Source organism: Streptomyces sp. NPDC058985, assembly GCF_042740985.1.
In the GTDB taxonomy this organism is placed as follows: domain Bacteria; phylum Actinomycetota; class Actinomycetes; order Streptomycetales; family Streptomycetaceae; genus Streptomyces.
Genome location: NZ_JBHYJX010000008.1, coordinates 85,501 through 98,636, shown reverse-complemented (window position 1 = coordinate 98,636; position 13,136 = coordinate 85,501). Strand labels below are relative to the sequence as shown.

Sequence of the window (13,136 nt, the reverse complement as noted above, 5' to 3'; positions counted from 1 at the left end):
CTGGGAGAAACCTCGTATGCATACGGTGTCCTGACGCAAGCTTCTCTCGTAGAGGATGGGACATGACGGAAATTCTTGTGCAGGTGGGTGCGGAGGAGAACATTCCTCCGGTGAGCAGGGTGGTTGAGCACCCGGCGTGGCCCGTGCTCAAGGATGCCGTGGAGCGGATCCGGCCATGGCAGTCCAAGGACGGGTCGATCGACTTCGACGCCGAGGGCGCGCCGGGGCGGACCGACGCCGAGGACGCCGTGCGCCGGGTCGTCGCGGCGGTCCGGGAGCTGTCCCCGCTCCTCCCGCACGACCACGCGTACCACGAGGCCCTGGTGGCCGACCTCGGCCGCTGGGCCGACGGCGGCTTCGAGGTGCCCGACTTCCTCGACTCGCTGCTGGCCTTCCAGCCCGCCGCGAACCGCGCGGACGGCCTCCAGCACCTGGTCGTCTTCCCGATGTACACGCAGAACGGCAACCCGGACCGCAACTTCGAAGCGGTCGTGCTGCGCATGGTCTGGCCCGACTGGCTGGCCGAGCTGGAGCGCACCCGCTACGACAACCCGCTGTTCTGCGGCATCACCTTCGAGGACTTCACGGCCGGCTACGACACCAACTCGGCCGTTCTCTTCCCGGAGACCATCGCCGTGCGCGAGGCCCCCGAGCGCTTCTCCTGGGGCGGCATCTTCTGCGACCGCGAGGCCGCCCGTTTCCGTCGCGTCACCGAGGCCGCCGTGGGCATCCTGGGCCTGGAGCTGCCCGGGGACGTCGCCGCGCTGGTGGACGACCAGAAGCGCTGCGAGGAGGCCTTCGTCCTGTGGGACATGGTCCACGACCGCACCCACAGCCACGGCGACCTGCCCTTCGACCCGTTCATGATCAAGCAGCGCCAGCCGTTCTGGATGTACGGCCTGGAGGAGCTGCGCTGCGACCTGACCGCCTTCAGGGAGGCCGTACGCCTGGAGGCCGACGGCGTCCCGCAGGCCCGGGACGTGCAGATCGCGGTCCTCTTCGACCGCATGTTCCGCTTCCCGGTCACCGGTGAGCGCGTGCGCAACTACGACGGGCTCGGCGGCCAGCTCCTCTTCGCCTACCTGCACAAGCACGACGTCGTGCGCTGGACCGACAACAAGCTCTTCATCGACTGGCAGCGCGCCCCCGAGGTCACCAACCAGCTGTGCGCCGAGATCGAGACGCTCTACCGGGACGGCATCGACCGCCCGAAGATCGTCCACTGGTTCGCCGGCTACGAGCTGGTCTCCACCTACCTCGCCCCGCATCCGGGCTCGAAGTGGGCGAAGGGCCCCGACGCCCTGGACCTCACCCTGCCTCCGCGCAAGCTGGTCGACGACGTGCTTCCGGACGAGTTTCCGCTGAGCATGTTCTACGAGGCGCTGTCCAAGAAACTCAAGAAGGTGATCGCCTCGACCCGGGGCATCACCGCGGACGGCGCCGAACGGGCCGCCGCGTGAGCGACGGCACCGGCGGTCAGGCACAACAGCGGCAGGCACAGTCTCGGGAGGCGAGGACCATGGGGAACGGGGCGCTCGACGGCGCGGTGATCGCGGTGGCCGGAGCGGGCGGACCCGCCGGACGGGCCGCGCTGCTGCGGCTCGCCGAGGCGGGTGCGACGGTCGTCGGCTCGGACAACGACCCGGAGCGGCTGGCGGAGGCGGTGGACGCGGCCCGCTACGCGCACGGCGGCGCCAGCGTCACCGGCGAGACCGTGGACCTGCTCGACCGGGACGCCGCCCAGGCCTGGGCCGACCGCACCGAGCAGGAGTTCGGGCGGGTCGACGGCCTCGTCCACCTCGTCGGCGGCTGGCGCGGCAGCCAGAGCTTCACCAAGACCAACCTCGACGACTGGGACCTGCTGGAGCTGCTGCTGATCCGCACGGTGCAGCACACCTCCCTCGCCTTCCACGAGGCGCTCCAGCGCAGTGACCGCGGCCGGTACGTGCTGATCAGCGCCGCGGGCGCGAGCAACCCCACCGCGGGCAACGCCGCCTACTCGGCCGCCAAGGCCGCGGCCGAGGCATGGACCCTGGCGATGGCGGACTACTTCCGCAAGGCGGGGGGCGAGCAGGGGCCGACGTCGGCGGCTGCGATCCTGGTGGTGAAGGCGTTGGTGCACGACGCGATGCGCGCCGAGCGGCCCAACGCGAAGTTCGCGGGCTTCACGGACGTGCGTGACCTCGCCGAGGCCGTCGCCGGAGTCTGGGACAAGCCCGCCGCGGAAGTGAACGGAAACCGTCTGTGGCTGACCGAGAAGCCGTGAACCCCCCGAAGACCGACGCGCGTCGCCATCACGACCCCGAGGTCCGCGGTTTCGCCAGTGACAACTACGCCGGGGCCCACCCCGAGGTGCTCGCCGCGCTGGCGCTGGCCAACGGCGGGCACCAGGTCGCGTACGGCGAGGACGAGTACACGGAGAACCTCCAGCGGGTGATTCGCGGCCACTTCGGCTCCGGTGCCGAGGCCTTCCCCGTCTTCAACGGCACCGGCGCCAACGTCGTCGCGCTCCAGGCGGTCACCGACCGCTGGGGCGCGGTGATCTGCGCCGAGAGCGCGCACATCAACGTCGACGAGGGCGGCGCCCCCGAGCGTATGGGCGGGCTGAAACTGCTCACCGTGCCCACGCCCGACGGCAAGCTCACCCCCGACCTCATCGACCGGCAGGCGTACGGCTGGGACGACGAGCACCGCGCGATGCCGCAGGTCGTGTCGATCACCCAGAGCACCGAGCTGGGCACCCTCTACACGCCCGACGAGGTCCGGGACATCTGCGAACACGCCCACGCGCACGGCATGAAGGTGCACCTGGACGGCTCCCGGATAGCCAACGCCGCCGCCTCCCTGGACGTGCCCATGCGGACGTTCACCAACGCCGTCGGCGTCGACCTGCTCTCGCTCGGCGGCACCAAGAACGGTGCCCTGTTCGGCGAGGCGGTCGTGGTCCTCAACCAGGATGCCGTCAGCCACATGAAGCACCTGCGCAAGCTCTCCATGCAGCTCGCCTCCAAGATGCGCTTCGTGTCGGTGCAGCTGGAGGCGCTGCTTGCGAAGGACCTGTGGCTGCGCAACGCCCGGCACGGCAATGAGATGGCGCAGCGCCTCGCCGACGGCGTGCGTGCCGTGCACGGTGTGGAGATCCTCTACCCGGTGCAGGCCAACGCGGTCTTCGCCCGCCTGCCGCACGAGGTGAGCGAGCGCCTGCAGAAGCGGTTCCGGTTCTACTTCTGGGACGAGGCCGCCGGCGACGTGCGCTGGATGTGCGCCTTCGACACCACCGAGGACGACGTCGACACCTTCGTGGCGGCGCTCAAGGAGGAGATGGCGCGCTGAGCCGCTAGGCTCACTGATGCATAGATATGCGGTCACCTGAAAAGTAATTGACTGACGGGTGATCGCGTTTCTATGCTCTGCGGGCATGGAGCTGATCCAGAAGACCCCCGACCTGTCCGCCTATCTGGCTGCCGACGAGGTCATCGACCATGACCATCCCCGGGTACGGGAGGTGGCCGGCGGACTCGCCAAAGAGACGGCCGACTCGTATGCCTATGCGCGACTGGCCTTCGAGTTCGTGCGGGACACCATCCCGCACTCGCAGGACTCAGGAGACCCGCGCGTCACCTGGCGGGCCTCCGACGTCCTGGAGCGGCGCACCGGCATCTGCTATGCCAAGGCCCACGCGCTGGCCGCCCTGCTGCGGGCCGAGGACATCCCGACCGCCCTGTGCTACCAGCGGTTCGACGTGGTGCACGGACTGGTCGCGGTGCGCTTCAACGGCGCCTGGCACCGGCAGGACCCGCGCGGGAACAAGCCCGGCGTGAACGCGCGGTTCTCCCTGGAGGGGGAGCGGCTGGCCTTCACGCCGGACCACGAGGCCGGGGAGGCGGACTACCCGGAGCTGTACGCCGCGCCGCACCCGGCCGTGGTGGGCGTCCTGAAGGCGGCCACCGACCGGCCGCACCTGTGGGAGACCCTCCCCACGGCGCTCTGACGCGCCCGGCTCAGTGCGCCTGGGCCGCGCGCAGCTGCTCCTGCGTCGGCGCGGTGCCGCCGAGGTGGGCCGGCATCCACCAGGTGTCGTCCGCGCCCTTGGGGCGTACCGGGTAGGCGCGCTGCGCGGCCTCCAGCAGCTCCTGCACGCGCTCGCGCAGGCGGCGGGTGATCGCGCCCGCGTACTGCTCGCGGGAGGCCTCCATCGCCTCGCCGACCCGGATCGTGATCGGGGTGTGGCTGCGCTTGAAGTTGCGCGGGTGTCCCTTGGTCCACAGGCGCTGGGTGCCCCACAGCGCCATCGGGATCAGCGGGACGCCGGCCTCCTGCGCCAGGCGCGCGGCACCCGACTTGAAGCTCTTCAGCGTGAACGACTCGGAGATCGTCGCCTCCGGGAACACCCCGACGATCTCGCCGGACCGCAGCGAGTCCAGGGCGTGCGCGTACGCCGCCTCGCCCTGCTTGCGGTCCACCGGGATGTGCTTCATGTTGCGCATCAGCGGACCGGAGACCCGGTGCCGGAAGACCGACTCCTTCGCCATGAAGCGCACCAGCCGCTTCTGGGGCAGCGCCGCCAGGCCGTCGAAGATGAAGTCCAGGTAGCTGATGTGATTGCTCACCAGCACGGCGCCGCCCGCGCGCGGGATGTTCTCCGAACCCTGGCAGTCGATCTTGAGGTCCCACACCTTGAACAGGGTGCGGGCGAGACCGATGGCCGGGCGGTAGGCGAGTTCTGCCATGGGCGGGTCGGACCCTTCCTTGTCAGCCTGGGAAGGGGACTCCCAGTCGAAAGTTACGCAGCCGTAGGTTTACGGCTTGTCGCAGATCGTGCCCCAAGAACGGCCCATGTACCAGCCTTGGTGCCCGTACGCGGCGAGATCCTCATCACTCGCCCGTCCATTCGGTGGCTGAAAGACGATGGTGGACCGGGAATCTCCACGCCGCCGCGAGCGCTGCACCTGGGGACGACCGGACCGGTGGCGCGCTGCTCAGGCGTGCCCATGAGTGCCGCGGACGCGGCGGAACGGGGGCGCGCTGGTGCGCGGGCAGGGTGACGACGGCGGGCTCGGGACTCCGGGCTCGCACCTCGACGCGGCCGACCTCGGGGCGCAACTCGGCGGCCGCGCGACGCTCGTGCAGTTCTCCAGCGCCTTCTGTGCCCCCTGCCGCGCCACCCGGCGGGTCCTCGGTGAGGTGGCCCGCATGGTCCCCGGCGTCGTCCACGTCGAGATCGACGCCGAGGCCCGCCTGGAACTCGTCCGCGCCCTCGGCGTGCACAAGACCCCGACCGTGCTGGTCCTGGACAGCGGGGGCCGCGTCGTGCGGCGTGCCGTCGGGCAGCCGCGCAAGGCGGACGTGATCGCCGCCCTGGGTGAGGCGGTGTGATCAGCGCCACGCCGGAGGTGAGGCGTCCTCCACAGCTTCCGCGTCCCGGGACGTATTTGACTGTGTGTGCCACCTGTCGTCAGCCTGCCCGAAGGCCCCGCTCCCCGTTGCGGGGACCGAGGCGCAACGCAGAAGGACACCCCGTATGACGGCCACACCCGACGTCGCCGCGCCGCGGCTCGCCACCGACGACCTGCTGCGGTCCGTCTTCCGGCGCCACGCGGCGGGAGTCGCCGTGATCACCGCGTCCGGTGCCGCCGGTCCGGCCGGCTTCACGGCCACCTCCCTCACGTCCGTCTCCGCCCGGCCGCCGCTGCTCTCCTTCGGCATCGGCACCGGCTCCTCCAGCTGGCCGGCGGTCTCCGCGGCCGAGTACGTCGGCGTGCACGTCCTGGGCGAGCACCAGCAGGAGCTGGCCGCCACCTTCGCCCGCAGCGGTGCCGACCGCTTCGCGGCGCCCACCGCCTGGCGGGAGGGCCCGCACGGCGTCCCGCTGCTGGACGGGGTCCTCGCCTGGCTCGTGGGCCGCGTCGTCGGCCGGGTGCCCGCGGGGGACCACCGCATCGTGCTGGCCGAGGTGCTGACCGGCGACCCCTCGGGCACCGGCGGTCCGCTGCTGTACCACCGGGGCGGTTACACCGGCCTGCGCGACTGAGCGGTACGTGCGCCCCGGCACCGGCCGCTTCTGCGGAGGCGTCGAGTTCCGGTTACGCTGCGTTGCGAAGGTCACAGTTCAAAGCGCTTGCTTAGCGGGAAAGAACTGGGTGTACTGACGAGTAATATTCCGGTGCGAAGCGCAGGTCGCCCCGCCCGGGATCGGCCGCTTGGGGCGCCTATGCTGCCTGCAAGAGGCAGCACTGAAATGTCGACGCAGTAGGAGAGCCGGCGTGAGCTTGAGGATCGTTGTCACTGTGAAGTACGTGCCCGACGCCACTGGCGACCGGCACTTCGCCGATGACCTGACCGTCGACCGGGACGACGTGGACGGTCTGCTCTCCGAGCTGGACGAGTACGCGGTCGAGCAGGCGCTGCAGATCTCCGAGAATTCCGACGACGACGTGGAGATCACCGTCCTGACGGTGGGCCCCGAGGACGCGAAGGACGCGCTGCGCAAGGCGTTGTCCATGGGCGCGGACAAGGCGATCCACGTCGAGGACGACGACCTGCACGGCACCGACGCCATCGGCACCTCCCTGGTCCTGGCCAAGGCGATCGAGAAGGCCGGCTACGACCTGGTCGTCTCCGGCATGGCCTCCACCGACGGCACCATGGGCGTCGTCCCCGCGCTGCTCGCCGAGCGCCTGGGCGTGCCGCAGGTGACGCTGCTGTCCGAGGTCTCCGTCGAGGGCGGGACGGTCAAGGGCCGCCGGGACGGCGACACCGCCACCGAGCAGCTGGAGGCCTCCCTGCCCGCCGTCGTGTCGGTCACCGACCAGTCGGGCGAGGCGCGTTACCCGTCCTTCAAGGGCATCATGGCGGCCAAGAAGAAGCCGGTCGAGTCCTGGGACCTCTCCGACCTCGACATCGACGAGGACGAGGTCGGCCTGGAGAACGCCTGGACCGCGGTCGACTCCGCGGCCGAGCGCCCGGCGCGCACCGCGGGCACCATCGTCAAGGACGAGGGCGAGGGCGGCAAGCAGCTCGCCGAGTTCCTCGCGGGCCAGAAGTTCATCTGAGCCCCGCTCCGCCGACCGCCCCTCATCTTTCGCAAGCAGGAGAGAAGAAGTCCCATGGCTGAAGTTCTCGTCTACGTCGATCACGTGGACGGTGCCGTCCGCAAGCCGACCCTGGAGCTGCTGACCCTCGCCCGCCGCATCGGCGAGCCGGTCGCCGTCGCACTGGGCAACGGCGCCGCCGACACCGCCGCCGCGCTCGCCGAGCACGGCGCGGTGAAGGTCCTCACCCACGAGGCCGCCGAGTACGCCGACTACCTGGTCGTGCCGAAGGTCGACGCCCTCCAGGCCGCCGCCGAGGTGGTCTCCCCGGCTGCCGTGCTGGTCCCGTCCTCCGCCGAGGGCAAGGAGATCGCCGGCCGCCTGGCGCTGCGGCTGGGCTCGGGCGTCATCACCGACGCCGTCGACCTGGAGGCCGGCGACCAGGGCCCGGTGGCCACGCAGTCGGTGTTCGCCGCCGCCTTCACCACCAAGTCCCGCGTCTCCAAGGGCACCCCGGTCATCACGGTCAAGCCCAACAGCGCCGCCGTCGAGCCCGCCCCCGCCGCCGGCGCGGTCGAGGCGCTGTCGGTCACCTTCTCCGCCGCCGCGACCGGCACCAAGGTCACCGCGCGCACGCCGCGCGAGTCGACCGGCCGCCCCGAGCTGACCGAGGCCGCGATCGTCGTCTCCGGCGGCCGTGGCGTCAACGGCGCGGAGAACTTCGCGATCATCGAGGCGCTCGCCGACTCCCTCGGCGCGGCCGTCGGCGCCTCGCGCGCCGCGGTGGACGCGGGCTGGTACCCGCACACCAACCAGGTCGGCCAGACCGGCAAGTCCGTCTCGCCGCAGCTGTACATCGCCTCCGGCATCTCCGGCGCGATCCAGCACCGCGCGGGCATGCAGACCTCGAAGACGATCGTGGCGATCAACAAGGACGCCGAGGCCCCGATCTTCGACCTGGTCGACTACGGCGTCGTCGGCGACCTCTTCGACGTGGTCCCGCAGCTCACCGAGGAAGTGAAGTCCCGCAAGGGCTGACCGCCCTCCCGGCATTTCGGCCGAGGCCCCCGCGACCGTCGTCCTGGTCGCGGGGGCCTCGGTGTCTGCGCAGGATGGTGTTGACCGGCGACGAACCGCCAGATAACTTCGCACTACGGATGTTTGATTCCGTTCAGCGGAAAAGTTGAAAGCCAGGAGGGTGTCGGATGGGTCAGCAGGAGAAGGTGGCAACGAGCCTCGCGGGCGCCGTCGGCGAGGAGATCAGTGCCTCCCTCGCACCGGTCGACGCGGAGCTGGAGCGCCGCTACCCCGGAGACCCGGGCACCCGCCAGCCCGTCCACACCGTGTACGTCCCCGGTGACGTCTTCGCCGCCGGCACCATCCGCTCCTGGGGCGACCAGGCGCTCGCCGCCCTCGACGAACACGCCCCGGACGCCGCCTCCTTCGCCGCCGTCCTGGGCCTCACCGACGACCTCGCCGAGCCCGTGTACACGCGCGTGCGCGCCAAACTGGAGCGCGAGCCGATCGAAGACCTCCGGGTCGACTTCGAGGACGGCTACGGCAACCGCACGGACGCCGAGGAGGACGAGGCCGCCGCCCGTGCCGCCCGTCTGATCGCCGAGGCGTACGAACAGGGCACGGCGGCCCCGTACATGGGCATCCGGATGAAGTGCATGGAGGCGCCGGTGCGGGCCCGCGGCATCCGCACCCTCGACGTCTTCCTCAGCGGCCTGATGGAGGCCGGCGGCCTGCCCGAGGGCCTCGTCCTCACGCTGCCGAAGGTGACCTACCCCGAGCAGGTCACCGCCATGGTGCGGCTCCTGGAGGCGTTCGAGAAGGCACGCGGCCTGACGCCGGGCCGGATCGGCTTCGAGATCCAGATCGAGACCAGCCAGTCCATCCTCGCCACCGACGGCACCGCCGCCGTCGCCCGCATGATCCAGGCCGCCGAGGGCCGCGCCACCGGGCTGCACTACGGCACCTTCGACTACAGCGCCTGCCTCGGCGTCTCAGCCGCCCACCAGGCCAGCGACCACCCCGCCGCCGACCACGCCAAGGCGGTCATGCAGGTCGCCGCCGCGGGCACCGGCGTACGCGTCTCGGACGGTTCCACCAACGTCCTGCCGGTCGGCCCCACGGCCAAGGTGCACGACGCCTGGCGCCTGCACTACGGCCTCACACGCCGCGCCCTCGCCCGCGCCTACTACCAGGGATGGGACATGCACCCCGGCCACATCCCCACCCGGTACGCGGCCGTCTTCGCCTTCTACCGCGAGGGCTTCGAGCAGGCCGCCGCCCGCCTCGCCCGCTACGTGAACCGCGCGGGCGGCGACGTCATGGACGAGCCCGCCACCGCCAAGGCCCTCGCCGGCTACCTGCTGCGCGGCCTGGACTGCGGCGCACTCGACATCGGAGAGGTCGCCCGCCTCACCGGCCTCACCCGCACCGACCTGGAGGGCTTCTCCGCGCCCCGGCGCGGCGACCTCACGGCATCGGCGCAGTAGGAGGCGGCGGGCGGGGCCCGGCGCGGGGGTCCCCGTGCCGGCCGGGGCGCACGTACCGCTCCAGGCCCGAAGCCGTCACCCGGCGCTCCTCGGCGAACAGCCGCGTGCCCCGGTCGCACAGCGAGCGGTCGGCCCGGGCCCGGGCGCAGAACTCCTCGGGTGTCGTGCCGAAGAGCGCGCGCAACCGGGCCGATCCGCGCAGGAGGTCGGTGATCAGGGGCCGTTGCTCGCCCGGGTGCCGCCGTGGCGTGCCGGTGCCGTCGTGCAGGACGCCGTGGCGGTTGACGTAGATGTACGCGCCGCGCAGCACCGTGCCGTCCGGCGGCTCGACGCGTACCTCGGGTGCGGGGAGCCAGGCCCGGTCGAAGTTGCCGCGGGCCATGGGCACGCCCTCGCTTGCGTCGATCACGGCGAGCTGCTCGGGATCCAGCCACAGGACGAACAGCTCCCGTACGACGCCCGGGGCGCCCACCGGCGAGGCGGACACGTAGCCCATGCGGCTCACATGGGCGGAGACCCCGATGTCCAGGCCGGTGACCCGGGTCCTGACCATCGGGATCGGCGAGTCGATGCCGAACTCGGCCATCTTGTGGCGCAGCTGGCCCGGGCTGGCGTTGGAACCGATCGCCAGCACCGGAACCCGGTCGCCCCCGTCCTCGGGGACCGACCGGTCCAGCGGCAGCAGCCGGTCGCCGTCGAGCAGCCCCGACTCCCGGGGCCACGCGCCCGGGTACAGCAGCGGCTCCTCACGGGGCACCCCGGCCAGCCCGAGCGCCTCCAGCGTCCGGTCGTCGTCGGCCCGTGCGGCCACGCGGGTGCCCTCAGGAGGCCGCGGCGCGGAGTCTTCCCCCGGTGGCTTCGGCACGCCCGCCTCAGCCCGCCGGCGGCAGCTCGCCCGAGCCGCGGGTGACGAGCCTGGTCGGCAGCTCGATGCGGTCCGGCGCGATGAGGGTGCCGTCCAGCTGCCGGAACAGGCGCTCGGCGGCGGTGCGGCCGAGGGCGGCCGCGTCCTGGGCGACCACGGTGACGCCCGGCTGGAGCAGGTCGGCCAGCTCGATGTCGTCGAAGCCGACGAGTGCGACGCCCGGGGTGTGCTCGGCCAGGACGCGGATGACGGTGACGGTCACCCGGTTGTTGCCGGTGAAGATCGCGGTGACCGGCTCCGGGTCCGCGAGCATGTCCTCGGCCGCCCTGCGCACCCGCTCGGGGTCGGTGACGCCCAGGGACATCCAGGCGTCCTTCACCGGGATGCCCGCGTCCTCCATGGCGGCCCGGTAGCCGCGCAGCCGCTCGGCGGCCGTGTGGATGCGGGGCATGTCGCCGATGAAGCCGATCCTGCGGTGCCCGTGCGCGATGAGGTGGGCCACGCCGTCCCGGGCGCCGCCGAAGTTGTCGGACACCACCACGTCCGCGTCGATCTGCCCCGCCGGGCGGTCCACGAACACCGTCGCGACGCCCGCCTTCAGCTCGGGCTCCAGGTACCGGTGGTCGTCCCCGGCCGGGATGACCACGAGACCGTCGACGCGCCGCGCGCACAGCGCCAGCACCAGCTCCTGCTCACGGTCCGGGTCCTCCGCGCTGGACCCGTTGATCAGCAGCGCGCCGTGCGCCCGGGCCACCTCCTCCACGGCGCGGCTGAGCGGCCCGTAGAACGGGTCGGCCAGATCCTCCAGGACGAGGCCGATGCTCGCGGTCCGTCCCTTGCGGAGCACCCGCGCGCTGTCGTTGCGGCGGAAGCCGAGGGCGTCGATCGCCTCCTGGACGCGGCGCTCGGTCTCCGGGGTGACGCCGGGCTCCCCGTTGACCACCCGGGAGACGGTCTTCAGGCCGACCCCGGCCCGGGCGGCGACGTCCTTCATGGTCGGGCGATTGCCGTAGCGGTTCCCGGGGAGGCGGTCTGCGCGGCGGGTCGTGTCGGGCACGATGCGGTGTCCTGTCCTGTCGTCCACGGGAGTGCGTCGGCTCCTGTCGTCCACGGGGGATGTGTCGGTCATGCGTTTGTATGAGGATGTGGCGTCGAGCATAGAGCCTGGACAACGTTGTCAGATGCGGGAGACACTGTCCATCGCACTCTCCGGTCCTCGCCCCCACCTGGGACCGGTCCACGGTGCGCGCTTGTGTTCGCCTTTTTCGCTTTCTTTTTTCGTTTTCGGTCCGACGGGGAGATCCGACTCTGATGCACACCGACCTAGTGGCAGCGCTGGACATCGGCGGCACCAAGATCGCCGGCGCGCTGGTGGACGGCGACGGCCGCATCCACGCGCGCGCCCAGCGTGCGACGCCTGCCCGGGAGGACGGCGGCACCGTGATGCGGGCCGTCGAGGCCGTGCTCGCGGAGCTGACGGCGTCGGCGCTGTGGGGGCGGGTCACGGCCGTCGGGATCGGCAGCGCGGGCCCGGTGGACGCCTCCGCCGGTACCGTCAGCCCGGTGAACGTGCCCGGCTGGCGCGACTACCCGCTGGTCCGACGGGTCCGGGAAGTTGTCGGCGAGCTGCCCGTCGAGCTGATCGGCGACGGGGTGGCCATCACGGCGGCCGAACACTGGCAGGGCGCCGCGCGCGGGCACGACAACGCGTTGTGCATGGTGGTCTCGACGGGTGTCGGCGGCGGACTGGTACTGGGCGGCCGGCTGCACCCCGGCCCGACGGGCAACTCCGGCCACATCGGTCACATCAGCGTGGACCTGGACGGGGACCCCTGCCCGTGCGGTGCCCGCGGCTGCGTCGAGCGCATAGCGAGCGGCCCCAACATCGCCCGGCGCGCCCTGGACGGCGGCTGGCGGCCCGGCCCGGACGGGGACACCTCCGCCGCCGCGGTCGCCGCCGCCGCCCGCCTGGGCGACCCCGTCGCGGTCGCCTCCTTCGAGCGCGCCGCGCAGGCACTGGCCGCCGGTATCGCCGCCACCGCGACCCTGGTCGAGATCGATATCGCCGTGGTGGGCGGCGGCGTGGGCAAGGCGGGCGACGTCCTCTTCACCCCCCTGCGCAAGGCCCTGACCGACTACGCGACCCTCTCCTTCGTCCAGCGCCTGGTGGTCGTCCCCGCCCAGATGGGCACGGACGCGGGCCTCGTGGGGGCGGCGTCGGCAGCGCTGACCAGGGTGACCGGGGTGACGGCGGCGCACGTCTGAGCCGCCGGCGCACCGGGGCGACCGCGTGGCCCCCCGCCGGGCGACGGAGGATTGGCCGGTCGCCGCTGGCCGATGCCGGGAGAGCGGGCTGGACCGACGCTTCCCGGGGCGCACCCGTGACCATGGCGTCGCCCCGCAGTTGAACGGGGCATGAAGAAGCGCAGCATGCTCGCCCTCGCCTCCCTCGCCACCGGCTTCGTCGTCGCGGCCGTCACTCCGTCTCACGACGCGCCGAGCGAACTTCCGCTCGGCCTCGACGTGCAGGACACCGTCAGCACCGCCCAGGACACGGTGGCCACCGAGAGCCTGACCCCGGACGACGACGCCCTGGGACAGCTGGACTGACGCCCGCCGCGCCCTTCGCACCCACGGCGCCGGCTCCCCTCTCCCCGGGGGCGCCGGCGCCGCTGTCGTACGCCCTCAACTGGGCCTGGTTTCCGTGGCAGGGTGGAACGGGCAAGCCACAGGGGG

At 72.1% G+C, this 13,136-nt stretch carries 14 protein-coding genes; 11 read left to right on the top strand and 3 right to left on the bottom strand.

Annotated features, from left to right (window positions below; all coding sequences use genetic code 11):
• The first annotated feature begins 62 nt into the window (after positions 1-62).
• The 4 genes from ACFW01_RS09760 to ACFW01_RS09745 all read left to right on the top strand — a co-directional run bounded on the left by ACFW01_RS09760 (position 63) and on the right by ACFW01_RS09745 (position 3,991).
• Entirely contained in the window at positions 63-1,460 is a 1,398-nt protein-coding gene (locus tag ACFW01_RS09760; RefSeq protein WP_384502796.1) for a DUF6421 family protein, read from the top strand.
• A 59-nt stretch (positions 1,461-1,519) separates the two neighbouring features.
• A complete protein-coding gene (locus tag ACFW01_RS09755; protein ID WP_064726548.1) occupies positions 1,520-2,266 on the top strand; it encodes an SDR family NAD(P)-dependent oxidoreductase in 747 nt (248 codons plus the stop codon).
• Positions 2,263-3,333: a low specificity L-threonine aldolase gene (locus ACFW01_RS09750; RefSeq protein WP_234957391.1), complete on the top strand. Its 1,071-nt coding sequence runs from the start codon at positions 2,263-2,265 to the stop codon at positions 3,331-3,333. Before ACFW01_RS09755 ends, ACFW01_RS09750 begins: the two co-directional genes overlap by 4 nt.
• Before the next feature lie 85 nt (positions 3,334-3,418).
• Complete coding sequence (locus ACFW01_RS09745; RefSeq protein ID WP_234957390.1) at positions 3,419-3,991, top strand: transglutaminase domain-containing protein; 573 nt, start codon at positions 3,419-3,421, stop codon at positions 3,989-3,991.
• Positions 3,992-4,001: 10 nt separating this feature from the next.
• Here ACFW01_RS09745 and ACFW01_RS09740 read toward each other — a convergent pair whose 3' ends face one another.
• On the bottom strand, positions 4,002-4,730 hold the full coding sequence (locus tag ACFW01_RS09740; protein ID WP_234957389.1) for a lysophospholipid acyltransferase family protein: 729 nt from the start codon (positions 4,728-4,730) through the stop codon (positions 4,002-4,004).
• Between the two features lie 265 nt (positions 4,731-4,995).
• Between ACFW01_RS09740 and ACFW01_RS09735 the strand changes: the two genes are divergently transcribed.
• From ACFW01_RS09735 to ACFW01_RS09715, 5 genes are all read left to right on the top strand, one after another.
• Positions 4,996-5,376, top strand: a complete 381-nt coding sequence (locus ACFW01_RS09735) for a TlpA family protein disulfide reductase (RefSeq protein WP_384502793.1) — start codon at positions 4,996-4,998, stop codon at positions 5,374-5,376.
• Between the two features lie 145 nt (positions 5,377-5,521).
• Positions 5,522-6,031 (top strand): flavin reductase family protein, encoded by a 510-nt coding sequence (locus ACFW01_RS09730; protein WP_234957387.1) that lies wholly within the window; start codon positions 5,522-5,524, stop codon positions 6,029-6,031.
• A gap of 232 nt (positions 6,032-6,263) precedes the next feature.
• Positions 6,264-7,052, top strand: a complete 789-nt coding sequence (locus ACFW01_RS09725; RefSeq protein WP_122620747.1) for an electron transfer flavoprotein subunit beta/FixA family protein — start codon at positions 6,264-6,266, stop codon at positions 7,050-7,052.
• A 54-nt stretch (positions 7,053-7,106) separates the two neighbouring features.
• Entirely contained in the window at positions 7,107-8,069 is a 963-nt protein-coding gene (locus ACFW01_RS09720; RefSeq protein WP_234957386.1) for an electron transfer flavoprotein subunit alpha/FixB family protein, read from the top strand.
• Positions 8,070-8,236: 167 nt separating this feature from the next.
• Positions 8,237-9,535, top strand: coding sequence for a DUF6986 family protein (locus ACFW01_RS09715; RefSeq protein ID WP_234957385.1), 1,299 nt, complete (start codon positions 8,237-8,239; stop codon positions 9,533-9,535).
• On the opposite strand, the gene ACFW01_RS09710 is transcribed toward ACFW01_RS09715, so the two are convergent.
• On the bottom strand, positions 9,516-10,346 hold the full coding sequence (locus ACFW01_RS09710) for a hypothetical protein (protein WP_384502790.1): 831 nt from the start codon (positions 10,344-10,346) through the stop codon (positions 9,516-9,518). The genes ACFW01_RS09715 and ACFW01_RS09710 overlap by 20 nt on opposite strands.
• 61 nt (positions 10,347-10,407) lie before the next feature.
• Positions 10,408-11,484 (bottom strand): LacI family DNA-binding transcriptional regulator, encoded by a 1,077-nt coding sequence (locus tag ACFW01_RS09705; RefSeq protein ID WP_234957383.1) that lies wholly within the window; start codon positions 11,482-11,484, stop codon positions 10,408-10,410.
• 227 nt (positions 11,485-11,711) lie between these two features.
• Here ACFW01_RS09705 and ACFW01_RS09700 point away from each other — a divergent pair, with 227 nt between their 5' ends.
• Together ACFW01_RS09700 and ACFW01_RS09695 are read left to right on the top strand one after the other, a co-directional pair.
• The gene (locus tag ACFW01_RS09700; RefSeq protein WP_384502788.1) at positions 11,712-12,665 is read left to right on the top strand and encodes an ROK family protein; all 954 of its coding nucleotides are present in this window, start codon (positions 11,712-11,714) and stop codon (positions 12,663-12,665) included.
• Between the two features lie 150 nt (positions 12,666-12,815).
• Entirely contained in the window at positions 12,816-13,010 is a 195-nt protein-coding gene (locus tag ACFW01_RS09695; RefSeq protein ID WP_234957381.1) for a hypothetical protein, read from the top strand.
• Positions 13,011-13,136 lie beyond the last annotated feature (126 nt).